The 24818-nt window shown below is 54.1% G+C and carries 26 protein-coding genes; 11 read left to right on the forward strand and 15 right to left on the reverse strand.

The features are described from left to right. The first annotated feature begins 127 nt into the window (after positions 1–127). The 3 genes from CLV58_RS14855 (at position 128) to CLV58_RS14865 (ending at position 2702) form a co-directional block, all read left to right on the forward strand. Positions 128–877: a hypothetical protein gene (locus CLV58_RS14855; RefSeq protein ID WP_106138623.1), complete on the forward strand. Its 750-nt coding sequence runs from the start codon at positions 128–130 to the stop codon at positions 875–877. A gap of 21 nt (positions 878–898) precedes the next feature. Next, complete coding sequence (locus CLV58_RS14860) at positions 899–1540, forward strand: LEA type 2 family protein (protein WP_106138624.1); 642 nt, start codon at positions 899–901, stop codon at positions 1538–1540. An 82-nt stretch (positions 1541–1622) separates the two neighbouring features. After that, positions 1623–2702, forward strand: coding sequence for a J domain-containing protein (locus CLV58_RS14865; RefSeq protein WP_106138625.1), 1080 nt, complete (start codon positions 1623–1625; stop codon positions 2700–2702). Positions 2703–2958: 256 nt separating this feature from the next. Here the strand turns inward: CLV58_RS14865 and CLV58_RS14870 are convergent, their stop codons facing one another. From CLV58_RS14870 to CLV58_RS14920, 11 genes are all read right to left on the reverse strand, one after another. Further along, positions 2959–4374 (reverse strand): Gfo/Idh/MocA family protein, encoded by a 1416-nt coding sequence (locus CLV58_RS14870; protein ID WP_106138626.1) that lies wholly within the window; start codon positions 4372–4374, stop codon positions 2959–2961. Between the two features lie 185 nt (positions 4375–4559). Continuing rightward, positions 4560–6239: a complex I subunit 4 family protein gene (locus CLV58_RS14875; protein WP_106138627.1), complete on the reverse strand. Its 1680-nt coding sequence runs from the start codon at positions 6237–6239 to the stop codon at positions 4560–4562. A gap of 92 nt (positions 6240–6331) precedes the next feature. After that, positions 6332–8209: an NADH-quinone oxidoreductase subunit 5 family protein gene (locus tag CLV58_RS14880; protein WP_106138628.1), complete on the reverse strand. Its 1878-nt coding sequence runs from the start codon at positions 8207–8209 to the stop codon at positions 6332–6334. A gap of 103 nt (positions 8210–8312) precedes the next feature. Beyond that, positions 8313–8918 (reverse strand): 2OG-Fe(II) oxygenase, encoded by a 606-nt coding sequence (locus tag CLV58_RS14885; protein ID WP_106138776.1) that lies wholly within the window; start codon positions 8916–8918, stop codon positions 8313–8315. A 20-nt stretch (positions 8919–8938) separates the two neighbouring features. Continuing rightward, positions 8939–9250 carry an NADH-quinone oxidoreductase subunit NuoK gene (gene nuoK, locus CLV58_RS14890; protein WP_106138629.1) on the reverse strand — a complete coding sequence of 104 codons (312 nt, stop codon included), beginning with the start codon at positions 9248–9250 and terminating at the stop codon, positions 8939–8941. Positions 9251–9353: 103 nt separating this feature from the next. Beyond that, the gene (locus tag CLV58_RS14895) at positions 9354–10226 is read right to left on the reverse strand and encodes a hydroxypyruvate isomerase family protein (protein ID WP_106138630.1); all 873 of its coding nucleotides are present in this window, start codon (positions 10224–10226) and stop codon (positions 9354–9356) included. A gap of 105 nt (positions 10227–10331) precedes the next feature. Beyond that, entirely contained in the window at positions 10332–11051 is a 720-nt protein-coding gene (locus CLV58_RS14900; RefSeq protein WP_106138631.1) for a 3-keto-disaccharide hydrolase, read from the reverse strand. A gap of 102 nt (positions 11052–11153) precedes the next feature. Beyond that, positions 11154–12017 (reverse strand): UTP--glucose-1-phosphate uridylyltransferase GalU, encoded by an 864-nt coding sequence (galU, locus tag CLV58_RS14905; RefSeq protein WP_106138632.1) that lies wholly within the window; start codon positions 12015–12017, stop codon positions 11154–11156. Between the two features lie 97 nt (positions 12018–12114). Then, complete coding sequence (locus CLV58_RS14910) at positions 12115–13110, reverse strand: mevalonate kinase family protein (protein ID WP_106138633.1); 996 nt, start codon at positions 13108–13110, stop codon at positions 12115–12117. A 144-nt stretch (positions 13111–13254) separates the two neighbouring features. Continuing rightward, the gene (locus CLV58_RS14915) at positions 13255–13731 is read right to left on the reverse strand and encodes a hypothetical protein (protein WP_106138634.1); all 477 of its coding nucleotides are present in this window, start codon (positions 13729–13731) and stop codon (positions 13255–13257) included. A gap of 65 nt (positions 13732–13796) precedes the next feature. Continuing rightward, on the reverse strand, positions 13797–14162 hold the full coding sequence (locus CLV58_RS14920) for a helix-turn-helix domain-containing protein (protein WP_106138777.1): 366 nt from the start codon (positions 14160–14162) through the stop codon (positions 13797–13799). 275 nt (positions 14163–14437) lie between these two features. Here CLV58_RS14920 and CLV58_RS14925 point away from each other — a divergent pair, with 275 nt between their 5' ends. The 4 genes from CLV58_RS14925 to CLV58_RS14940 all read left to right on the forward strand — a co-directional run bounded on the left by CLV58_RS14925 (position 14438) and on the right by CLV58_RS14940 (position 17264). Beyond that, complete coding sequence (locus CLV58_RS14925) at positions 14438–15097, forward strand: hypothetical protein (protein WP_106138635.1); 660 nt, start codon at positions 14438–14440, stop codon at positions 15095–15097. 84 nt (positions 15098–15181) lie between these two features. Beyond that, on the forward strand, positions 15182–15928 hold the full coding sequence (locus CLV58_RS14930; protein WP_106138636.1) for a PD-(D/E)XK nuclease-like domain-containing protein: 747 nt from the start codon (positions 15182–15184) through the stop codon (positions 15926–15928). A gap of 54 nt (positions 15929–15982) precedes the next feature. Further along, complete coding sequence (locus CLV58_RS14935) at positions 15983–16330, forward strand: hypothetical protein (protein WP_106138637.1); 348 nt, start codon at positions 15983–15985, stop codon at positions 16328–16330. A gap of 169 nt (positions 16331–16499) precedes the next feature. Next, positions 16500–17264, forward strand: coding sequence for a pentapeptide repeat-containing protein (locus CLV58_RS14940; protein ID WP_106138638.1), 765 nt, complete (start codon positions 16500–16502; stop codon positions 17262–17264). Here the strand turns inward: CLV58_RS14940 and CLV58_RS14945 are convergent. Continuing rightward, positions 17261–17515 carry a hypothetical protein gene (locus CLV58_RS14945; protein ID WP_106138639.1) on the reverse strand — a complete coding sequence of 85 codons (255 nt, stop codon included), beginning with the start codon at positions 17513–17515 and terminating at the stop codon, positions 17261–17263. The two genes, CLV58_RS14940 and CLV58_RS14945, sit on opposite strands and share 4 nt — an antisense overlap. Before the next feature lie 202 nt (positions 17516–17717). On the opposite strand from CLV58_RS14945, the gene CLV58_RS14950 reads away from it, so the two are divergent. Continuing rightward, a complete protein-coding gene (locus CLV58_RS14950) occupies positions 17718–19154 on the forward strand; it encodes a hypothetical protein (RefSeq protein WP_106138640.1) in 1437 nt (478 codons plus the stop codon). A gap of 49 nt (positions 19155–19203) precedes the next feature. Here CLV58_RS14950 and CLV58_RS14955 read toward each other — a convergent pair whose 3' ends face one another. The 3 genes from CLV58_RS14955 to CLV58_RS14965 form a co-directional block, all read right to left on the reverse strand. Next, positions 19204–19995 carry a ferritin-like domain-containing protein gene (locus CLV58_RS14955; protein ID WP_106138641.1) on the reverse strand — a complete coding sequence of 264 codons (792 nt, stop codon included), beginning with the start codon at positions 19993–19995 and terminating at the stop codon, positions 19204–19206. A gap of 23 nt (positions 19996–20018) precedes the next feature. Beyond that, positions 20019–20768 (reverse strand): ferritin-like domain-containing protein, encoded by a 750-nt coding sequence (locus tag CLV58_RS14960; RefSeq protein WP_106138642.1) that lies wholly within the window; start codon positions 20766–20768, stop codon positions 20019–20021. A 419-nt stretch (positions 20769–21187) separates the two neighbouring features. Continuing rightward, positions 21188–23020: an ABC transporter ATP-binding protein gene (locus tag CLV58_RS14965; RefSeq protein ID WP_106138643.1), complete on the reverse strand. Its 1833-nt coding sequence runs from the start codon at positions 23018–23020 to the stop codon at positions 21188–21190. 81 nt (positions 23021–23101) lie between these two features. Between CLV58_RS14965 and CLV58_RS14970 the strand changes: the two genes are divergently transcribed. Genes CLV58_RS14970 through CLV58_RS14980 form a run of 3 tightly spaced genes read left to right on the forward strand, consistent with a single transcriptional unit; the run spans position 23102 to position 24817 of the window. After that, the gene (locus CLV58_RS14970; protein WP_106138644.1) at positions 23102–23446 is read left to right on the forward strand and encodes a PadR family transcriptional regulator; all 345 of its coding nucleotides are present in this window, start codon (positions 23102–23104) and stop codon (positions 23444–23446) included. Positions 23447–23448: 2 nt separating this feature from the next. Then, entirely contained in the window at positions 23449–24117 is a 669-nt protein-coding gene (locus CLV58_RS14975; RefSeq protein ID WP_106138645.1) for a hypothetical protein, read from the forward strand. 4 nt (positions 24118–24121) lie between these two features. After that, positions 24122–24817 (forward strand): hypothetical protein, encoded by a 696-nt coding sequence (locus CLV58_RS14980; RefSeq protein WP_106138646.1) that lies wholly within the window; start codon positions 24122–24124, stop codon positions 24815–24817. The last annotated feature ends 1 nt before the right edge of the window (position 24818 follow it).

Consider the following 24818-nt stretch of genomic DNA (forward strand, 5'->3'; position numbering starts at 1 on the left):
CGCTGGGAGAAGAAGGTCGCCAATTATAAAGCCTTGCTATTTCTGGCCTGTGCCCACATCGTTTGGAAACGCTCAATCATTTTCGGATAGGCTCTAAGTTCGTTCCCACTCATTCTCAGCGTTATCCATGAAAAATACCTGTCTTCATCTAGCTCTACTAGCCTCGCTCATCAGCGTACCGTTCCTAACGCAGGGTCAGGATTCGCTGGCTGTACCCACTCCGTTTCGGCCCGTTCATACGGTGTTCGCCGGCGTTCAGATTCCGCTCAACTACACCCTCGGCTATCGGTATCAGTTCAGCCGACGGTTGTCGGTTCAGGCGCAGGGCGGATTGATTGCAGCGCCTTTCGAGCGATACACACTCAAGTTGCTCGAAGGATTTGGCCTGGACCCGAATCTAAGTCGGGTCATCGATCGCTCCTTTGAGCAGGGTAGTTCGGTAAGCCTGGGTATCTCTGTACACGCCAACTCGCCCTGGTACGGGACGCTGTATGGCCAGTACATTCATTTCGCAGCGGGACCAATCACACCGGCAGATGGCCTGGGAATTTATTTCAACCGGGATTTCTCCGGTTTCAACCTGCTCAATTCGCCAGCTTTTGTCTTCAACCTACAGTCGAACGTCTGGGTAGCCGGCCTGCGGGTAGGGCGCTCGTTCCAGTTTACGGATTCTCGTTTTGGCTTGAACACGGAATTGGGGCTGGGTAAAATCCTGACCACGAAAAACACGTTTTCGTCTAACCAGCCAGCCGTCGATGCCCTCGGCGTCACCCAACGGCTGTACGGCAATCTGGACAACGAGATCGACACCAAACTCCGGCAGTATGGCTATTTACCGACGCTTAACGTACTCCTCACCTATCGCTTGAACCAGTAAACACAACACTCACGTACAACTATGCGACACGTTATCACCTCAATTCTGTTCGTTACGACATCGCTGCTCTTTTCCCAGTGCGGCATCAACCGGCAGGTTCAGCAGGCTAAAGGCTTGAGCAAAAGCAAATACGCTATCCGCTCGGCCGACAACATGACAATTGCCGGGTATGACATCCGGGAGTTCAAAGACATGCGGGGACTGGAAGACGTCAACCCACTCAACTACCCCCGAATTGCCGCTGGCCTGGTCAGTCACGATGTTCCCTTCCGGACAAACCTCAACGTAGAGATTACGAACCCGGCCAACGACGTAGCCGCCATCAATCAGTTCGATTACAAGCTGTTACTGGCGGGCAATGAGCTGGCTTCGGGTACGGTCGATCAGCGGGTCGAAGTACCGGCGGGTGGCAAAACGATCGTACCTATACCCGTAAACGCGAACGCGTACAGCCTGATTAGCAGTTCATCGACGCGGAACGCATTTGTCGACCTCGTTCGTAGTCTGGCCGGCAGCGATCAGGTTTCTCCATCGCGCGTTACGCTCAAAATAAGGCCAACACTGATGCTTGGCAACAAGGAAGTCAAATACCCCGGCTACATCGATATCGACAAGGAGATTACCCGCGATATACTGTCGCCGAACAACAAACCGGCACCGTAAGCGACACACAAATGACCGGAGGATTTCTAGCCATAACCCGACAAGCGACACCAAAACGGCGCGAGTCGGGTTATGATTGCAGATGACGAATGACAACAAACTTGTCCGGATTGCGCTGTCGGGGCCGAACGCGAAGCCACTGTCGAAAGCGCAGAAGGAGTTCAACCGGTTGTCGGCCCGCGTGGCGGAACTGGAGAAACTGCTGACCGACTACCAGTCCAGCGTCGATGCAGTTCAGCAACGTATCCAGGCCGACTACATTCCGCTACTGACCGCCTACAACCAGGCCCGCGCCGATCTGGTGCGGTTGTTCGACCGCTTCTACGACAACCCCGAGGCCACCCGCTCCGAACGCCGTAAAATCGCCCGGCTGATCGTTGACATGGGCGAAGACTTACTCTTCCGGCATGGGTTCGCCGACCTGCGCGCGATCGTCGGTAAATACAGTCAGCAGGACCTGGACGAAGCCGATGATGCCGCCCAGCAGTTGGAGCAAATGAAGCAAACCGCTGCGGCCACCTACGGCCTCGATCTGGATGATATTGATTTTCAATCGCCCGATGAGTTGATGGCCTACATCGAGCAGCAGGTGCGCGAACGACAGGCGGAGCAGGAACGACGCAACGCACGAACCGAACAGTCAAAATCGAATCAGCAACAGGCCGATGAAGCCAAGCAGGCGGCCAAACTGCAACAGACCACGAAGACGATCCGAACGCTGTACCGCGAACTGGTAAAAGCCTACCACCCCGACCGCGAGCTTGACGAAGCGGAAAAGGGCCGCAAAACGGCGATCATGCAGCAGGTAACGGAAGCGTATGAGAAAGGCGATCTGATGGCACTGCTCCGGCTACAGCTTACGCTCAACGAACTCGATCAGGCGCGTGTCAATACGCTGGCTGATGAGCCGTTGCGTCATTACAATAAGTTGCTGAAACAACAGATCGACCGGCTGACGGACGAACTGACGGAGCGGCAGCAGTACATGGCATCGCTGCTGGGTCGTCCACTGACGAGTGTACAGTCGACATTCGGGCTGGAAGTCAGCATTGGCGAAGCAGTCAATTCACTGAAACGCGACGTAAAAGCCATCAAACAGCAACTCAAAAGCCTGACCCAGCCCGCCTTTCTGAAAGCGTGGCTACAGGCATACTATGGGTAGAAGACGAAAGAGGATAGAGGAAAGAAGAAAGACCGTTTCCCCGAGGTCTGTGCCTTCATAGACCCGTTCGCGTCAGCAAATGGGTTTTGCAGCGTTCAACCGTTGTAGGTCTTAGCTGACGCAAAAAGGGCTGTCACCGTAGCACGGTGATAGCCCTTGGAGTGACGTTATACGGCGAGACAAAGCGTAGACGCAAGAGAAAAGACCGTTCACTGACTAGTCTTTTCTCTTGCGTCTATCCTCTTTCTTCTACTTCCTACCCCAGAATTTTCATCTTGACCGGGTCCCAGCCGACGATTTTCTTCTGGAAGTAGCTGATATTGCCGCACTGCGTCGGACCGCAGGCGCGCAGGCCGAAGGTTGCGTCTTCCACGTTCGGCGTCTTATTACGGATCGAACTGAAGAAGTTGGCGAAGTGCTCGTAGCGGTCGCCTTTGTAATCCTTCGGAAAGGTGTACTTAAATTCTTTCGGACCGTCCAGTTCGGGATGCGACGGATATTTAGCCGCGTACTCCTTCAGGTACAGCTCTTTCTGATCTTTCGGGAAATTGTCGATCGACAGACCGGGTGCTTTCGGAAATTTGTTCCGGCGCACGGTCAGCGAGTCGAAACCCAGCGACAGATCACCTTCCGTACCAACGATCCGAACCAGGTAACCCCCGCCCCCACCGTCAACAAAATTCGAGCGGGTTGTCAGGTTGAACTCCGGGTGTTCAGCCGTTTTGGGGTAATCGTAAATACTCAGCTGAATGTCCGGCACGTCGCGGCCGTCTTTCCAGTAACGGGTACCACCGCTCGAATACACACGGGTTGGCCCCTTCGAACCGGTAATCGAGTGCAGCGAGGTCAGCAGGTGAACATACAGATCACCGGCGATACCGGTACCGTAGTCCTGATAGTTACGCCAGCGGAAAAAGCGAAGCGGGTCCCACGCCCGCTTGGGGGCCGTTCCCAGATACGTGTCCCAGTCGACGGTTTGGGGCGATGCGTCGGGCGGAATCGAGTATTGCCAGGCTCCCATCGCACTGTGCCGGTCGTACTGTGCCTCGGCAAACACCAGCTCACCAATGTCACCGGCTTTCAGCAGTTCGCGCGCTTTGGCGACGATAATCGAACTACCGAACTGACTACCTACCTGGAACACTTTGCCGGTTTCCTGCGACACCTTGATCAGCGTATGCCCGTCCTCGACCTTCTGCACCATCGGCTTTTCGCAGTATACGTGCTTGCCTTTGCGCATGGCATCCGACGAGATTTTCTCGTGCCAATGGTCGGTCGTCGCGTTGATAACGGCATCGACGTCCTGCCGGTCGATGATCTCGCGGTAGTCGCGGGTAACGGTCAGGCCATCGCCCCACAGTTCTTTAGCCCGGCGCAGGCGACCATCGTATAAATCACAGGCCGCGACCATTTCGATGCCGTCGAGCATCAGCGCAGTCTGCGTATCGCCGATTCCCATACCGCCGGTACCGATCAGGGCGATGCGAATTTTGTCGTTGGCGGCCGTACTGGCGTGGTTACGAATCAGATTGAGGTACTGGGGTGCGGCCACGGGCGGGCCAGCCAACGCGGCCGGAGCGGCAGCGGCAGCCGTTCCGGCGATACCCAGCGTCTTGAGGAATGATCGACGCGAGGAGTTGCCAGTCGGCTGTTCGGAATGTGTTTCGTTCATGCGGTTCGAGTAAGGAAACCTAAATATACGAAACTGTGTGTGACAGGATTACAGGATAAACAGGATTTTGAGTAGCGCCTGTATGCAGCCAGCATCTTAGACAGGATTACAGGATGGGCAGGATTACAACAAAAAGCAAATCCTGCCCATCCTGTAATCTTGTCTAAAAATACTGTCTAAAATCCTTACTCGACCGTAAAGCGGAGAATCCACTGCCCAACGGTGCTGTTGGTGACGTTGAAAATAAGGTTGGGATACAGGCCCAGCACCAGCGACAACAGCGCCAGTGGAATGAGCAGCAACTGCTCACGCGTTGTTAGATCAGTCAGGATATGATGCGCATCGGTCGTCGTCGTTTCGTGGCGCGACCAGAACCGGCCGAAAAACATGCGCTGCATGGTCCAGAGGAAGTACGCAGCTGCCAGGCCGATACCCAGCACCGACACCGCCGTGATCCAGCCCGGTAGCCATACCGACTGGAAACTACCCATCAGCGTAAACAACTCGCCGACGAAGCCGGAGAAACCCGGCAAGCCCAGCGACCCAAAAAACGCGATGGCCGTCAGCACCGCATACCGGGGCATAGGCTCGATCAGACCCCGGTACGAATCGATACGGCGGTCGTGCGTACGGTCGTAAACCACTCCGGTCAGGAGAAAGAGCATGGCCGACAAAACGCCGTGGCTCACCATCTGGTAAATAGCGCCGTTGACCCCTTCGGCGGTCAGCGACGCGACTCCCAGCAGGACGAAGCCCATGTGCGACACCGACGAGTAGGCAATCATCTTCTTGAGGTCGTACTGTGCCAGCGCGTTTAACCCACCGTATACAATCGATACAGCGCCCAGTCCGGCCAGTAGGGGCGCGTACTGTGCCGCTCCATCTGGGAAAAACGACCAGGCAATCCGCAGAAATCCGTACCCACCGATTTTGAGCAACACCCCTGCCAGCACGACCGATACCGGCGTCGGTGCTTCGACGTGCGCGTCGGGCAACCACGTATGCAAGGGTACGATGGGTAACTTGATGGCAAAGCCGATAAAAATGGCCCAGAACGCCAGCATCCGGGCGGGTAGTCCCAGCACAATCGGTTCAGCAGCCGGGTTTAAGAAGGCATCCGGCAGGTAATTGGCCCCGTCGGCAAGGTAGCGCATGTCGAACGTATGGACGATCTGCGCCGGATTGAGCTGCCCATTCTGCATATGGCCTTGCACGATTCGCACAACCTCCGGCGTCACCTCCGACGCGTCAGTGACGAAGCCAGCCAGCACTGCCGTACTGACCGGGTCCATAGCCGATAGGTACAGACCGATCATAACCAGCAGGATCAGCAGCGATCCCGCCAGCGTGTACAGAAAAAACTTGATCGATGCGTATTCCCGCCGTGGACCACCCCACAAGCCGATCAGGAAGTACATCGGCAGGAGCATAAACTCGAAAAACAGGAAGAACAGAAAGAAATCGAGCGCCACGAAGCAGCCCATAATCGTTCCGGTCAGTAACAGATAGAGCGCGTAATAGGCTTTGAGCCGCTGCGTCATGTGCCAGGACGACACGACGCCCACCAGCATGACCACCGCCGACAGGACGACCAGGGGCAGGTTCATACCGTCGACACCAACCAGGTAGTCGATGGAGGCAACACCCAGGTTCCCCAGCGGCAGCGTGATCCAGTCGGCCTGTTCAAGCCATTGGTAATCAGACCGGGTCGTGTCGAAGCCAGCCGCCAGCAGTCCGGCCAGTACCACCTCGACCAGTGTTACGCCCAGTGCAATCCAGCGAAACCGCTCCGCCTGCGACTCAGGCAACAGCGCGATCAGCAAGGCGCTCAACAACGGTATGAATATCAGTAACGAAAGCAGCATTTTCTTTTCGGTTTTCGGTAGTCGGTTTACAGTCTACGGTAAGTTCACTACGGCAGTGGTTCCTAAATCAACCCGCCGAAAACCGTATACCGCTACAACACCCACCACAGCACCAGCAGCAGGCCAACGACGGCGGCCGTGATGTACGACTGCACGCGACCGTTCTGCACGGAACGTAGCAGCTGACCAGTTCGTCCGGCCAGCCAGGCGACCCCATTGACGATTCCGTCGACACCGAAGCGATCGGTCAGACTCATCAGATGGGCCAGCACAACCGTACCGACGCCCGCCCCGTTGACGACGCCATCGACCGCCCGCTGATCCGTCCGGTTCAGCAAAGCCGCCAGTTTAAGCAGTGGGTTGATAACTATGTATTTGTAAATCGTATCGAGAAAGCCGTATTCCACCGACAACGGCACGTAGCCTTTGTCGTGTCTCGGCTCCTTCAACCGGAATCCCAGCCAACCACCTGTCAGTACCAGCCCAATCGATACGGGTGCCAGCCAGACCAGCGTCGGTTCTTCCATCGGCGGCAGAATCGACCAGAACCAGCTGTGGTGCGCGCTGAGTGGGTTGACCGAAAACCAGACAAACACCGACAAACCGGCCAGCAACAGCATCGGTCCGCGCATGAGCCAGTCCGCATCGTGTACGGCCGACAGCGGTACGGTTGACTGACGATAGTCGCCGAAGAATACGAGTCGCAATTGCCGGGCCATGTACAGTGCCGTCAAGCCAGACGACAATAGCAGCAGCACCGGTATTAGCCCGGCTAGGCCACCCTGTTGGATTGCCCAACCAAACGCCCCACCGATGAGTGCTTCCTTCGACAGGAATCCGGAGAAGAACGGTAAGCCCGCCAGTGCCGCCGTGCAGATCGTGTAAACAGCAAACGTAACCGGCATGGCCCGACGCAGCCCACCCATCTGTCGCATATCCTGCGTGTGAACGGCGTGAATCACGGCTCCGGCGCTCAGAAACAAACCAGCCTTGAAAAACGCGTGAGTCAGCAAATGAAACATCGCCCCACCGACATTGCCCGTACCCATACCAGCCACCATCAGGCCCAGTTGCGAGACGGTCGAGAACGCCAGGACCTTTTTGATGTCGGTCTGAAACAGGGCCGCATAGCCGCCCCAGAGCGTCGTGATGGTGCCGACCAGCGTGATAACGACCAGTGCGTCGGGGTTGAGCAGCGGATGAATGCGAGCCAGCAGAAAAATGCCAGCCGCAACCATCGTGGCCGCGTGCAGCAACGCCGAAACAGGCGTCGGACCTTCCATCGCGTCGGGGAGCCAGGTCAGCAACGGGAACTGCGCCGACTTACCGACACAGCCCATGAACAGACAAAGCCCCGCCACCGCCGGTAGCGGACCAGCCGCCGTCGCCAGGTCAAGGTCGAGCGAGCCCGTCCAGATATAAGTCAGGAAAATGCCAAGCAGAAAACCCATATCGCCAACGCGGTTCATCAGAAACGCTTTCATGGCTGCCTTACTAGCCGATGGTCGGTCGTTATAAAAACCGATGAGCAGGAACGACGCCAGCCCGACAAGTTCCCAGAAAATGTACAGTACCAGCAGGTTACCGGCCAGCACGATACCCAGCATAGCCCCGACGAACAGTTGTAGATAAGCGAAATAGCGGGCTTGGTGGGGTTCGTCGTGCAGGTACGACAGCGAGTAAATCTGTACGAGCAGCGCGACGAAATGCACCAGGCCCAGCATCAGCAGACCCAGTCTGTCCAGCCGAAACGATAGATTGAACGGTGTCTGACCAAACTTTGCCCAGTCGAACCGGATCATCAGCGGCTCGGCGAGGGCGTCCATAGCCAGCCAGCCGGTCGTAACCAGACCGATTGCCGTCAGACCGATTGCCAGTCCGCCCGCTACCCGCCGACTTGCCATACTCGTCGCCAGCGCGCCCGCGAAGGGCAACAACAGAAGGAGCAGCAAGGGCGTAGCAAACGGCATGAGTGGTGGCAACTGTGGCCGCAAATATCCCTATTCCGGCGTGGGGAAACAAACCAACGCTGGAACAAGTCTAGATAACACGCTTCCTACCCGTAGGAAATAATCAGCGTGTCTTCAGCCAGCCCGTGAGGCTGAGTCGCTCGCGGGTGGCGGGACGGACTTCATGTTCAAGCCGGTCACTCTCAAAACAGACCAGCCGACCGCCGATTGGGGCGACCAGCTCGGTACGTTCGGAACCATCGTCCTGGGGGAGAAACAGGGCCAACTGACCGCCGTCGCTGTCCTGCCAGTCGGTGTTCAGGTAACAGATCACCGACAGTTTCCGGCGGGAGTCGCTCCGGAACCGGTCGAGGTGGCGTTTGTAGCCCGTACCGGCGGGGTAGAGCGCGTAGTGAAACTCGCCCTCCTGTAAACCAAGGTAACAGGTGCGGTTTACGTAGGCGATAAACTGGTCGATCCGGTCGAGGAAAGCAGCTTCGTCGGACGTGGCGGTGGCCTCATCAATCCAACGAATTTCGTCGCCCCGGATACTTGTCTCGACCACGACCGACTGATTACCGATGGCAGCCTGCCGGAACTGACCGGCTTCGTGCCGGCTGCGTAACTGACGAGCCAGTGCAGCGGTTTCGTCGGCCGATAAAAACAAATCGACGATACCATAGCCGTTGGCCAGGATACCGTCGATGATAGGATCAAAGTCAGGAGTCATACGCCTGACGAACGCGGCCATTACTGCTTGAGTTCGTTCAGATCGTCGAGTTGCGCAGTTCGGAAATGCCGGTATACCTGCAACACGATCGCCAGCGCCACCGCCGACTCTGCGGCCGCGACAACCATGACGAATAAACTCAGCATCTGCCCCTGCAACCGGTTCGGGTCGTACTGACTAAACGCTACCAGATTGATATTGACCGCGTTGAGCATCAGCTCGATACCCATCAGTACGACAATCGCGTGCCGCTTGACCAGCACGACGGCCAGCCCGATACTGAACAGGGCGGCCCCGACGATCAGAAACAAATGGCTATCTACAGGCTGCATAACGGTTTACGGTTTACAGTGTTCGGTTTACGGTTTGCCGTACTAACGCGCGTCAGCTACTGAAAACTGAGTACCGTAAACCGAATACTTTGCTCCCGTAAAGTTACACATCACAAAGCAGAACGGCTTCTTTCAGGCTTTTGAGTGGATCGCGTTTGGGAATAAACTCCTGCGACACGTAGCCTTTGTAGCCCGTGTCGACAATGGCGCGCATGACGGCCGGGTAGTAGATCTCCTGCGTTTCGTCGATTTCATTCCGGCCCGGATTACCGCCCGTATGGTAGTGGCCGATGTACTGATTGTACTTGCGGATCGTGCGGATGATGTCGCCCTCCATGATCTGCATGTGGTAGATGTCGTACAGCAATTTGAAGTTGTTCGACCCAACCCGCTGACATAGATCGGCTCCCCAGGCAGTATGGTCGCACATGTAATCTTTGTGGTCGACCTTGCTGTTGAGCAATTCCATAATCATCGTGATACCGTATTTCTCGGCACTTGGCATCAACCGTTTCAGTCCGACAGCACAGTTTTTCAGCCCCTCTTCGTCGCTCATACCCCGGCGGTTGCCCGAAAAGCAGATGATCGTGCTGTAACCAGCTTCTTTCAGCTTCGGAAAAATCGCTTCGTAGCTGGCAACCAGCTCGTCATGGTATTTGGGGTCGTTGAATCCTTCCGTGATCCCTTTTCCGGCACCCTGCGGCAAAGCCGATGTCAGGCCGTGCTTTTTCAGAATCGGCCAATCCTGCGGATCGACCAGTTCAATCGACTTGATACCCATACCTTTAGCCGCTACGCACAATTCTTCGAAGGGAATTTTGCTGTAGCACCAGCGGCAGAACGAGTGATTGATGTTTCCTTTCAGTTTTGGCGCAGCGTCCATCGGATTTGCGGTAGCCAGTGTCGTTGTCAGGGCGGGCAGTGCGAGGGCGCTACCCGTAAGCGTTTTCAGGGCCGAACGGCGGGAGGGTTTCATATACGTGTTGAAGGATGGAATGATTGAGTGATTGAATGACAGAACAATTGCGTAAAAGGCTGACGCCCGTGCATTCAATCATTCTGTCACTCGATCATTCAAACTTTATAATTCGCGGATGCGGATGTTGCGGAACCACACTTTGTCGCCGTGGTCCTGGAGTGCAATATGACCGACCGGGTATTTGCCAAAGCCTTCCCAGGTTTTGAACTTACTGTCGGCTACCATTTTGTCCCACTCGGGGCCGCTGGTCGGATAATCGGCAATTTTCTTACCGTTCAGGTAGTGCTCGGCGTGTCCCTTGCTGATAATCAGCCGGGCTTTGTTCCATTCACCGGCAGGCTTGGCTGCGTTGGGCGTAATGGGCTTTTGCAGATCATACAGTGCACCGGCGGTACGGTTTCCGTCTTTACCCTGCTTGGCATCAGGATGGCGCTCATTATCAAGTACCTGCATCTCCGGACCAGTCCGGTAGGTAGCGGGGTACTTCGGATCTTCGTTGACGTGGAAGATAACGCCACTGTTGGCTCCTTCGGCAACCTTCCATTCCAGTTCGAGTTCGAAATCACCGTACTCCTTGTCGGTAACCAGATCACCGCCACCACGACCTCCGGTATAGTGAATCGCACCATCGTTGACAGCCCACTGGTCGGATACGGGCTGACCCGCTTTCAGGTAGGTGTGCCATCCTTTCAGGTCTTTGCCGTCAAACAGATTTTCCCATTTGCCTTTGGGTGGTTTTACGGTTGTAGTAGCCTGCGTCGTTTGGCTAAACGTAAGTGCCAGCGCCAACAGGCCAGCGGCAGATAAACGGAAGTAGTTCATGGTAGTTTAACGGTTGAGATTGACGGTTTATGGTTTTCGACAGTCGGTGTTTCAGCTAGCACACCGAAAACCGTGAACTGTAAACCGAAAACCCAATAAGGTTTATTCGGCTAAAATCTCCTTTAGGAAGGTGCGAAACTTGTCGGCGAACTCCGGTCGTTTGAGGGCAAATTCGACGGTTGTTTTCAGGAAGTCGAGTTTGTTTCCAATGTCATGGCGCTTGCCTTCGATACGGTGCGCGTACAGGTTTTCGCGCCGGAGCAACAACAGCATGGCGTCGGTAAGCTGAATTTCATTGTTCTTGCCAGCGGGCGTCTGATCGAGCATGTCGAAAATGTCCGGCGTCAGGATATAACGGCCGGCAATAGCCAGATTCGAGGGCGCTTCACTGAGGGCCGGCTTTTCAACCAGCGTGTCGAGTTGAAGAATACGATCGCTCAGCGTCTTCCCCCCAACAATGCCGTAACGGTTGACTTTGTCGTGCGGCACCTCTTCCACGGCAATCACCGACCCGCCGTACTGCGCGTACGTATCGATCAGCTGTTGCGTAACGGGAATTACCGCATCCATGATCGTGTCGCCCAGCAGCACCGCAAACGGTTCGTTGCCGACGTGGTGGCGCGCGTACCGGATCGCATCGCCCAGGCCGTTGAGTTCACGCTGCCGAACGTAATGCAGGTTCGCCATGTCCGACAGGCGACGCATCTCGTCGAGTAGCAATTGATCTTCCTTTTCTTCGAGTCGGGTTTCGAGTTCGTGGTTCCGGTCGAAGTGGTCTTCGATGGCCCGCTTGCCTTTTCCCGTGATAATCAGGATGTCTTCGATACCCGAATCAACCGCTTCCTGCACCACATACTGAATGGTCGGTCGGTCGATGATCGGTAGCATTTCTTTCGGCTGCGCCTTGGTAGCGGGCAGAAACCGGGTGCCAAACCCAGCGGCAGGTATAACGGCTTTTTTTATCATTGTTGAATGATGGAATTATCGAATGATGGAGTGATAGAATGATTGAATAGGCTGGCGCAGCACTCATTCAGTCATTCCATCACTCCGTCATTCAACATTAAACTACATATGGCTTTATAACGCGGGCGTTTATTTTTTTGAGGCTGACAAACAGGCGGTTCAGCATCGCATCGTCGCGGTAGATACCGATAATCGTACCACCCGATCCGGCAAACGAAGCCGATGCACCACAGGCGCGCGCCGTATCAATCAGGCTACGGTTGCGTTCATTGATGGTATAGATGCGCGTGCGCAGGTCGAAATTATGGTTGACGAGCTCGTTCAGCAGCGGGATATTTTGTTCGGCGATAGCTTCGCGTCCCTGGCGGGCCAGATCGGCGATTTCAGCCAGTGTATCCACGACGAGTTTTTCGCCTTTCAGCCACCGCGCCCGCACGTCGTTGTGAATCCGGCCCGACTGTTTGCTCAGGTCGGTGTTGTAGGCGATATACAGTTTGGGTAGCAGTCGTGAATCGAGCGACTCATAGGTACCGTACCCCTGCTGGTCCATAATCGATCGATCAAAATTCATGTACACGCAGCCTTCGTAGCACTGGATGACACGGTCCTGCAAGCCCGCCGTAATACCCAATTCCTCTGACTCCGTGGCTAACACCAGGTTTGGCAGGATAGGCAGTGGAATCTCGACCTGATAAAACTGCATCAGCGCCCGGAAAGTCGCGACGATAATCGCACTGGACCCCGACAGGCCAACCTGACGCGGAATCGAGGTATTGTATCGGATGGAAAAGTTGTGATTAGGTAGCCGGATGTGCTCCGCTTCGCAATACTCCGCGAATTTTTTGATAGCGGCCTTAACCAGTGGTACACCACCATGATACCCCAGCGTACTGACAGCGTCGCGCAGGTGGTGCAAACTGCGGAATACGCTGCCGTCCTGCGGCTGCGGTTCGATGTGCAGTTCGGGCGATGGATAGAGCGTAACCGACGCGCCGAAGTTGCGCACCGAGACAGCAATGGTTTTACCAAAAAAACCGTCGGACGGGTTGCCTAACAGCCCGGCACGGGCATAGGCACGAGTTTCAATCAGCACTGGCGAAGCAGAAAAGCGGGGTTATCCGCGCGAAGAACGGGTCAAGTTTACGAACAAAGACGGACAGGATGGGTAGCTTACTCAAAAAATAAGCGACCGGAACATAGGGCTCCGGTCGCTTTCTCTAGTAGCTGGATGGTAATGCTATTGTACTTCTTCTTTGTCTTTGCCGTCGTACCCTTTGTGGTGGGGGTCGTAGCCTTCGTTCGGATTATCGCCCTGCTCCAGGTACGTTGCGTCGGCCCGATGCAACAGCGCGTCATCCGATGGGTTTTCCGCTACAGAACCGAGCTTTTCGGCTGCTTCGTCGCTCATCATGTGCCCTTCCGAGCGGGGTTTCACGGTTTCGGGAACGTCCCACTCCTGCGATACAACTGACCCCGTCGAACTCACCGCGTTACCGGTGCTGCTTCCATAGTCCGGTGCGCCTGTAACATCACCGCTATTGGAATCGGGGGTAGCTGCGTTGGGCTGGGATATAGTCGCTTGATCGGGATCGGCTATACTGGCACTCACACCGGCCGATTCATGCCCGTAGTCGGAACTACCGTGCTGATTCGGGTCGCGCGAGTAAAATTCGGAATCTATTTTATCGGGGTCGAATGGTGATGTCGTTGCCATAGTTGTCAGGATTCGTTTCAGCTAGTAACCGGAAAAGCGGGCCGGTTGTTTTTCGCGACCCACTACTACCCTTGCTGCCGCAATTGCTCGATTTCGGCCCGCAGCAGGTCGTTGGTCTCCTGCAACAGCGCCATTCGTTCGTTAAGCTGAAACAGCAAAAACTCCATGTTTCGCAGGCGCTCCTCCACCGTGATCGCGGCCGAAGGCGAGTCGAGCACTTTGAACATCATACCCTCGCCACGCAGCAACCAGTCGCCGTTGATCTGTGGGTACGCCAGCAGAATTTTTTCCAGCGTATCGTAGCGGGGTTTTAGCCGTCCGTGCAGAATGTGGTACACTTTTTCGCCCCGATGTTCACCCAGTTTGCGGGCGAATTCGAGCACACTCACGTTGAGTGCATCGATCAATTGTTGAATGCGGCTTTCAATCATAACGGACAGACCCAAACGCAACATCATAGTAGCCGACCAGGCACGGATCGGGCTAAAATAGGATCATAAATTCCTGTTTGAGTGCTCAATAGCGACGCCATCGAAATAGTCGCTATTTTACATAATAATGCGTAAAAAGGGACTTATTTGAGCCGCTAAAACATTTTGTTTTTACGCGAAACTGTGTAATTTTAAGACAGTAAACAGCACCCCTTTAAAAGGCAAAAGGGACCGCAAAACGGACCCCCTGCTTGAACAGTAAACAACAAATACTAATGAACACACAAAACAAAAGCCAACTTTCGACAAATCAAAGCGGGAGCGCGTCGAATGCGGAGCAATTGCCCCAGGTGATCGAGGCAAATCAGCCCGTTATGACTCGGCGATACAAGTATCTCGAAGGTCACCCCCGGCAATATCGGTTCGATGCCAAGGAAGGCGTGTTCAATATCAATGGTTCAGAAAAGTTGGGGCGCACGCTTACCTTTCAACCCATTGCCTGGCGTATTTTCACCGACAATATCCTGAACATGGGTACCAAAAACTGGGCGGAGCTTTTCTTTATTGACGAGAAAAACTGCGTGTCGGCGGTGCTCTTCCACGGTTATTCGGTCGACAATATTTTCCGGCTGATCGAACCGCTCTACTACGACGATCAAACGCTGGCCGACGTCGTCATCACGGCGGTGGCCGAGAAGAAAGAAAACACCAAGATTCAGCCCAAGGGCGTCTACTACATCGCCAACTTCTCGTACAAACCCAGCGACCCGGCAAAGACCGCCGAGCTGAAGCGATTCGCGCAGGAAGTAAAGATCTTCCGGCAGGAAACCCTGACCGATATCGCGAATATCAAAACGGCGATGAACTATTACAATCCGTTTGCGCAGGTAGCCGACGAAGCGCAACTGCTGACGGCCAATACGGTGCTGGTCTGATGCGGTAGCCGCTTCGCCCGGACAGATCGTCGTGCGGAGCAGTTGCATCGCTGCTTGTGTTTTTCTGACTTTATCCCCCTTTCCATGCTGACTACTGCCGACGAACTGTACCGGTCGTTACCCCGCGTGTCAAATTCTGATCTGACCCGGTTGAAAGAAGAACAGTTAGGGTATGGCGACGCCAACACGACGGGCCGCGCTACTACCGAACGGGCAAAGGTTTTTGGCCGGGCGTTTCACCAGCACCTGCTCGAACCGGAGTCGATCGGGATGGTGATGCATCAGTTACTGCCCGATCTGACGTCAACGTCACTGGAGCCAACCCAGGCCAGCGAACTGGCTATGCTGATGGCCACCATTCGTAAAGACCCGTTTTGTCGCCGGTATCTCCGTCAGTCGGAGCGTGAGCGTGTCGTGCTATTCACCGATCCGGCGACGGGTGTACCCTGCAAGACCCGGCTCGATATGGTTCACACCAGCCCGAAGCGACGCAACGCGCTGATTATCGATGTCAAGATGACATCGGCCTGCACGCCAGCGCAGTTTCTGGAATCGTGCTATACCTACGATTACGACCGGCAGGCTGCGTTTTATCTCGACAGCCTGCGGTTTTCGGACTCAGGCGAGTGGACTGATACAAAGCAGTTCAACGTTGTTTTCATTGGTATGATGAAACAGCAACCACACCGCCTGTTTGCGATCGATACCACGTCGATTCCGGGCTTCATCGACTATGGCCGGAAAAAGTACCGCTTCTGGCTGCGCAAGTGGCGGGAAGAGCAGGAAGGCCACCGGTTAGTGCCGACACCCGCCTGGCAACTCAGCGCCTGAGCGCTTTATTACCGGGGTTATCACCCTATGATTAAACCAACCTAGTATCCACGTATGAACGCTTCTTTGATAACGCTCACCCCCAGTGAGCTGCATTTTGACTGGGGCACCGACGGGCTGGTACTCTGGATTGAAGAACTCGATGGGGCAAACAGCCTGGCCAGTCAGCTAAACGAAGTTATGGACCGCATCGCGTTTGCCATCGAACTTCAAACAGGCTGGGATCACCGTTCCGACGGGCATACCTTACATCCGCTGTATGGCTATCGCCTGCTACTGCGCGATGCGACGGGACTATGGCACGCCGTCCGGACGAATCAGACGGGTCATTTTGATAGTCTGGTGCCCCTCGAAGAGATGGATTATGAAGTTGCCTACGAAAAAGTAATGTGGCTCGACTGAGCTACGATTCGCGATAACTCACCACAGGAGTCTGGTGTGCGTATACAGCGCGCGCGCCGGACTCCTTTTGTATATACAACTGATAATCAGTTCATCACTTTTTAAGACGGACAATTTGCAACATTCCAGAATAAAGTTGCATCTTTATACACGTTAGCCTGTCTGCTCTATGAAAGCCTACTTTTTTAGCCTGCTCCTTGCCTTCGTCAGCACTGCTCCAGCCTGGGCCCAGTCGACCACCATCAATGCCAATGATCTGGTAGCCCGGATCAATAAGGGCGAATCGATTTCCTACAAGAACGCTACCATCGTTGGCGACCTGGACTTAACCGAACTGGCCAACAAGCAAAAGATCAAGAATTGTAACTGGGGCAGCACCGAGCAATTCGAATCAAAGGTGACGATGCCCCTTCTCTTCGACAACTGCCGGTTTACGGGTAAGTTTATTGCCTGCAAATACGACGAGAAGATAGGCCGTAATGGCACGACGTTTACCGCCAACTTTCAGGAGCCAGTAACGTTCACCAATTGCACGTTCGACGGCGACGCCGGGTTTAAATACACCAAGTTCCAGCAGTTGGCAGTTTTCAACGGCAGTCGTTTCAACGGTGAAGTCGTATTCAAATACACCAAGTTCCTGGCGGCTGTTGATTTCAGCAACACGCAGTTCAAGAAATACGCTGATTTCAAGTACGCGCGTATTAGCGAATCATCCTCGTTTCAACAGGTGATGTTTGCCCAGTACGCCGATTTCAAGTATACTCAATTCGACGAGCCAACCGATTTTCAGGGAACGCGCTTTGTGAACACGGCTGACTTTAAATACACACATTTTCCGCGCGGCTCGCGCTTCGACAACGCCCGCTTCGACGGTGGTACGGAATTTAAATACACCACCCTCGACGGTCAGCAGTTTGCACCGGCTAAACGCTAAACCCGTACGGTATCGACCCGGGTAGCCCCACCCCGGCGTAATGAATCTACTGAGGCAGGCCGGTTTGGTCTGCCTTTTTTCGTGTCGGTCGTATCAGGGGCGGTTTTTTCCTGCGTAGACCGGTTTGGCCGACGAGGTTTTGGCTGCTGCATCAGCGGAACGGTATAGATTGATGTATTGGTAGTTGGCGCGTTCCAATCTAACTCGACGGAGAGCAGCGACAGCACGGTTGTTAACAGGATAGTAAGCATATGACAGAGTGCTAGGTAAGCGTTGTTCCATTGGTCCAATACGCTATCAACCAACAGGTCTGTTCGTTGTTTGGATACATAGACGGGTGGATTAAGTTTTAATTAAAGCCAGTGAATAGATAAGCTTGCTCTACGGCTGGGATCACTCTTGTAATACGGGTAGGCCTGCTTTACTTTTGATTATTCTGTCTTATCCATTATAATGAAACGTCGTCTTCTGCTTTACGCCTGGTGTACCGTCGTCAGCCTGCTGGCTTTCACCTGCTCGCGCGAGTATCCGGCAACAGCGCCTTATGTGCCGCCCGTTCAGCCGACCAACCCGGGTTCCCTGCCGCCCCAGACACAGCCTACGCCCCCGCAGAAACGACTTTTCTTGGCAAACGATAAAATACGGGTTGGCATCGACCTGAACATGGGCGGGGCTATCAACTACCTGGCTGAAGCCGGCACGAGCGAGAATATGATCAATAACAACGACCTGGGGCGTCAACTGCAAACATCGCTCTATGCCGGACCTTATCCGTATTCTGTCAATGGTAAAAACCCGGTTGAACAGTGGAAATATCTGGGCTGGAACCCAGTGCAGACGGGCGACTTTTACAACAATCCAGCCCAGGTCGTTAGTTACCAGCAAAGTGACAATCAGCTGTATGTCAAGACTGTACCACTCATCTGGCCGCTTCTAAACGAACCCGCCGACTGCGTGATGGAGCATTGGCTCAGTACGCAGGACAACACGGTCCACGTACGCTGTCGCATTACCGTTAACAGACGGGATACGACACATTACGAAGCTCGTACCCAGGAAACGCCCTGCGTCTATGTCAACAGCCCCTGGTATCGCATGGTACTTTACACGGGCATGCAACCGTTTACAAATGGCACTGTCTCAGAATATACCGATCAGAATATCGTAACACGGTATGCAACCGAAAACTGGGTAGCCCTGCTTAATAAGGAAGGCCGGGGGGTTGGCTTATATCGCTCTGGTGAGTTCCGGTACCGCACGGCTGGTTTCGGACAACCGGGCGTTGGGGGTGAGTTCGACGTTACCAGCACGTATACGAATAGTGACAGCTTTATTCAGATTGACCACAACGGCGTTTACGAGTACGAATACACGCTGATTCTGGGTACGGTATCCGACATTCGCCAGTTTGTCTACGCCCAGCCACGTCCGGCGACAGGACCGAACTTCCGTTTCACACAAGACCGACAGGGTTGGTATTACTCTAATGTCCGGGACCGGGGCTGGCCCATCAGCAATGAATTGGCAATAAACTGGCAACGGACAGATACAACACGATCTGATTTTCGGGTTGTCAGCCCAATGGTGTACTGGCGGGCAGCTGACGTATCGACTATCTACATTCAGGGGGCTTTTACAACGAAGGCGACCTCTATCCGGCTGACGTGGCGCAAACCAGAAGATCCGGACTTTTACGGCATTGATACCCGCTACGTCGACGTACCGATAACCGGCGACGGCCAGTTTCGTACGTATAGCGTCAATCTGACTGGCCGACCGGGTTGGGATGGGGTTATTACGCAAATTAGTTTAAACACCGCTCCGGATCAGCGACAATTTGAAAAGGGGTCATTAGCCCGCATTCGAAGTATTACCGCTACCCGCCCATAACAGAAAAGGCAACCCACACGGGTTGCCTTTTCTAATTGCAAGCTATAAACTACCGATTCAGTGACTTGATGAACGGACCAGCAATGGCAAGTACCTGCGACATGGTCAGTGGCTCGTCGAACGCTTCAGTGATGCGGTTTCCGCCAGGGTACTGTGGGAACGCTACTGACAGGTTTACACCACCCTGGATAACGTTGTCTTCGCCAGCATAAATCGCTGCTGGCAGACCCGACGCTTCGGATTTGGATATCCAGCCGTTCTGTCCACGCAGGAAACGAATCCGTGCTGCGTGGCGCGCTTCTACCGAGTGGATTTGCAGGGCTACCGTCAGAATGGCCGGTGCCGACATCAAAGCCGTTGCCTGACCTTTGTAGGCCCGTACCCCGGTGTCTTCAAACGCCTGAGCCAGCGCATAGTTGGTCTCTGTGCTTGAAAACACCGTTCCGAACATACCACCAGCGGTGAAGTCGAACGTTGGCTTAGGTACGGCAGCACTACCAAGTGCTGACTTCAGCAGGGCAACGTGTGCATTTTCGTGGTTAGCAATCTGCTGATAGTAAGCCCGTGCAGCACTTGGGATCAAACCCGGTGTAGCCAGACTCATGTTGTAGAACTCTGCTTCCAGATATTCGAGCGTCAGTGCGTAGTTGAGAACGTCAGCAACTGAACTGTTTTGCGCATATGTTTGATTAAGAACGCCTGCAAATGCTGCAGCGCCTGCGCCAGCGACGGTCTTTTTCAGAAGGCTCTGAAAGATGCTGCGACGCGACATGTGTTCGATACGCGCGAGGGCATCACCGTCCACTTTTTCAATTTCACTAAGGATATTTTGGAGATTCATTGCCGTTGTGGTTTAAGGGGTGATTACCGACGTCCGCTACCGTTTCTACCGTTCAGGAACTCGGCAACATACGGCCGAACGAGCGACAGCACTTCTTCTGGGTTCCGGATTTCCTCCAGTCCAGAGTTGGCATACACCACTGTGTCGGGAGCGAACAGCGTAGTCATCGGCTCAAGCAGTGTGGCGATGATAGATGCGTGGCGCGCTTCTACCGACACGATTTTACCCGCCAGCAGCAGATAGTCGGCGCTACGGATGTACTGACCGGCTCCATTGTAGGCCGATACACCAATGTTTTCAAAAACGCGGGCTGTACCCAGTACACTAGCCCGGCTGCTGAAGTTGATGCTGCTGAAATTAGGTGTCAGCCCAGGAATGGCAGCACTACCCAGCGCGGTTTTGAACAGATCACGGTGAATGATTTCGTGGTCCCGGATTTCGGTCAGAATACGACGCTCTTCTTCCGTAATGCCCGAGTAAGGGGTCATAACAGCCTGCATGTAGAAAGCAGCTTCCAGTTGCTCCAGCGCATAAGCGAAGTTCAGAATGTTGACATCTTTTTCGCTGATGTCACCAAAATCGATTGCATCGCCGGCGCGGCCCGAGCCAGTAGTACCTGGATCGACAAGTTCGCTATGGCAGGCACTTAGTGCAACACCGGCTGCTGCTGTTGCTCCAATATACCGCATGAACACCCGGCGCCCTAAAGCGGCCGACGCTTTGCCTGACAGCCCCTCTACAGTAGCCATCGGGTCGGTTTGTGGTTTTTCCATTGAGAAAAAAAGTTTGGTTTGATGCTGATCCTTGTACCAGAGCAAGCAGACTAACTACGCGCTGAGGGGTGAAAAGGATTTTCGTTTTGGCATTTTTTTTTCCTCATGTCACTAGAATTGAGCCAGCGGCCAGAAAACGCCCGTTTACTCAATAATTCAGCATCATTTCTTCTCAATCTGACATCTTCTCTTATCAATCTGACATCTTCGATATGCCCTATATCGCATCAAAATAATTCTATTTAAATACCCATGCATACGTAAATTCGGCTAGAAGATGCCCATTCCGACAAATTCGGTCGCAGGTAAACAGTCGTGTTCGAATCATATAAATCACTAAAAAAAGCCGCACAGCTGGTAAGAGGCTGTGCGGCTCGGTAGTTGGTAGACCGGTTTCCAAAACCTGTCAGGTCTATCGCTCAAACGGCTTGCATGGTCGTCAGCCGGCGGTAAAAGCCTTCATCAAGCGTTACCAGTTCGTCGTGACGGCCCCGCTCCACGACCTGCCCCTGATGCACGACCAGAATTTCGTCGGCATGCTGAATTGTACTGAGTCGGTGTGCAATCACTAACGTTGTTCGGTTGGCCATCAGTCGGGTCAGGGCTTCCTGTACCAGCTTTTCCGATTCCGTGTCGAGTGCCGACGTAGCTTCGTCCAGAATCAGGATGGGCGGATTGCGTAGGATCGCGCGGGCAATGCTAATCCGCTGCCGCTGCCCACCAGAGAGTTTCCCCCCCCGATCGCCAATCATCGTCTGATACCCATCGGGCTGCGCCATGATAAACGCATGCGCGTTGGCAATGCGGGCAGCTTCCATCACGTCAGCCTCCGTAGCATTATTGCCGAAGGCGATATTGTTGAAAATCGTGTCGTTGAACAGGATACTTTCCTGCGTAACGATGCCCATCTGTTCGCGTAGCGAGCGTAACGAACAGTCGCGCAGGTCGACGCCATCGATTCGAATGGTACCAGCCGTAGGGTCGTAGAAGCGCGGGACCAGATCGGCGATCGTCGATTTACCGCCCCCTGACGAGCCAACCAGCGCAACGGTCTTGCCTTTCTCAATGTCGAAGCTGATACTGCGCAAGACGGGTGTATCGGACGTGTAGGCAAACGATACCCGATCGAATACGATGCGGTCGTTGAAGTCGGCTAGTTGAACAGCACCGGGCTTATCCTGCACCAGCGGTACAGCATCGATCAGTTCCAGCACGCGCTCGCCCGAAGCCAGACCACGCTGGGTACTGCTAAACGCATTGGAGATATCTTTTGCCGGGCGCGTCACCTGCGAGAAAATGGCAATGTAAGCGATAAACTCAGCCGCTGTCAGATCCGATTGGCCATTCAATACTAGTGTACCACCGTACAGCAGAATCCCGGCCACAACCGTCACGCCCATGACTTCCGAGAAAGGCGACGCCAGTTCGCGCCGATACGCCAGCGACCGCACAGCATCCCGGTAGCCATCGTTTTCACGCCGAAACTTATCCAGCATAAACCCTTCGGCAACGAAGCCTTTGACAACGCGCATTCCGCCGAACGTTTCGTCGAGCAGACTAACCAAACCACTCAGCCGCTGCTGCCCGGTCTGTGCATCGCGCTTCATCCGCCGAACCAGCGTGGCAATGAAGCCGCCCGAAATGGGGATAACGATCAGGGCAAACAGGGTGAGCTTTACCGAGATGCTCAGCAGCGCGATGATGTAGCCGATCAGCAAAAACACTTCCTTGGAAGCCGCCGACAGTGAATTGGCAATCGAGTTTTCGACTTCCTGCACGTCGGTCGTGATGCGGGAAATCAGGTTTCCCTTCCGCTCGTTCGAGAAAAAGCCCAGGTGCAGGTTCAGCGTTCTGTCGAATACGGTTTCGCGCAACTTCGACACCATCCGCGCTTTGAACCCTTCCAGTTGCCGTACCGACAGGTATTTGAACACATTGCTCAGCAGCACCGACACCACGATTACCCCACACACGAACTGTAGCGCACCGATCTTACCGTATTGCTGAAAGACCTGCGCGAAATAATACTGAAACGTATCCGTCGGTGAGGTCGTCAGTGAGGGAGCGGGGCGACTCAGGAATGCCTGCATCTGTACAGCGTTCACCTTGTCGAACAGGATACTCAACAGCGGAATCAGCAGCGTGAAATTCAGTACACCAAACACACTGGCCAGCAGCGACGTCAGTACGAATGGCGTCAGGAAGCGGCCCAGCGGTTTGGCGAACGATAGTAGGCGGAGGTAGTTTTTCATCGGTCCAGTAAAGGTACAACCGTACAAAAATTTTAATACCTAAGACTTCTAGGTATATCCGTTTTTAGGTACGTTTACGGCATGAGCACATCCCCAAATTCGCAACTACTAAAAGGCAGCCTATCGGTCATGATTCTCCGGCTTCTCGAAGGTCGGGAACGCATGTACGGGTATGAAATTACGCAGAAAGTGAAGGAGTTGACGGCGGGTGAAATGACAATCACCGAAGGCGCGCTGTACCCGGCGTTGCACAAGCTTGAAGCCGAAGGGCTGCTGACAACCGAAACGCAGGTGGTCGACGGACGGGCACGCAAGTATTATTCGCTGACAAAGATCGGGCAGACCGAAGCCGCCGGACGCATAGCCGAACTAACCGCCTTTCTTGACAACCTGAATCTGGTACTTAACCTCAAACCAAGTCTGTAATCATGCTCCTCACCACCGATCAGCTTACCTCCCTCCGGTCCGATCTGCAACGCCTGGCTGACATCAAATACGACCCCGTTCTGAACGAGTTACTCGATCACTACGCTACTCTGACGGAGCAACGCATGGATACGGGTATGCCCTTCGAAGAGGCCAGCAAGTGGGCATGGAACGATCTGGGGCAGGGCGAGGGTATTCAGCAAATTCAGGACGATTACATCGCCAACGTACAGCAGCAGATCCGCAGTCGGCACCTGGTCATTATTAAAAGCTATTTTCGCTGGCCCACTTTTCTGATTACCGCGTTGGTGGGCCTACTGGTTTACTTGACCGTACCGCTCATTCCGTTCAACTACGTCGTTACCCTGCTTTACGCGGTTATACTAGTTCCATCAGCTGTTATGTTTTGGCTGGAACGGAAACTAAAAAACGAGCCAACCAGTCAGCAGGCGCTCGTATTCGAGAATGCGGCTAAGTACCGCAATCTGCATCTCAACGCGGTAATCTTTGTTTCAAACTTTCTGATTTCGTCGGTTGGCGATGAGAGCCGCCGTTTCTTACAGATTCACAGCACGATTACCGTCGTCATGTGTATGCTGCTACTGCTGTATGCCATTAGCTTCATGCAGTTACTGAACGAACGATTCGATTTCCGCACCAAACTCGCCTGATACTATGCTCACTCCCGATCAGCTCAATCAGATTGACCAGCATCTGCGTAAAGAAAACTGGCTGATCAACGAAGACTTGATTGCCGAACTAACCGACCATTATGCTGCGGGTATAGACGAACGAATGGCGCACGGACTGTCGTTTACCGACGCCCTCTGCGCCGTCCACACTGATTTTGGCGGTCGTAAGGGACTACTAAAGATGGAAGAAGAAGCTCAGAAGCAGCAGGCGAAGAAATACTACCGGCAGGAATGGCAGTTGATTCGCTCGTTTGTACAGGGACCACGCTGGTTCATGGCTGCTGGCCTACTAGCAGGTATGTTCCTATTAAACGTCGTTTTCGGCCAGTACGATCAATTAAAACTAATTTACAATTTTGGTTTTGGCTTTGTCGGTAGCGCCATAGTTGGCCATATTCTGGCACAACCAATTCTGGCATTTCAACATCTACGAGCAGGTTCTTCGCTTCAATCAACCAGTTCGCCCGTATTCATCAGTCTCTACGTACTAACAGCCGGACTTCTGTTGATAAATAAGTATGTACTACCGGCCTATAACCTGACGTTGCCAACTGACCTTATTGTCGTGCTGGTCACGATCATCGAAACACTCAGCCTTGTTTATCTGCTGGCCAGCCTTGTGCTCATTCGGCGGCTAATCCGCAACGAGCGTAATCGGCGGACGTTAAAATCGGCCTGAC

The organism is Spirosoma oryzae (assembly GCF_003002825.1).
GTDB lineage: Bacteria > Bacteroidota > Bacteroidia > Cytophagales > Spirosomataceae > Spirosoma > Spirosoma oryzae.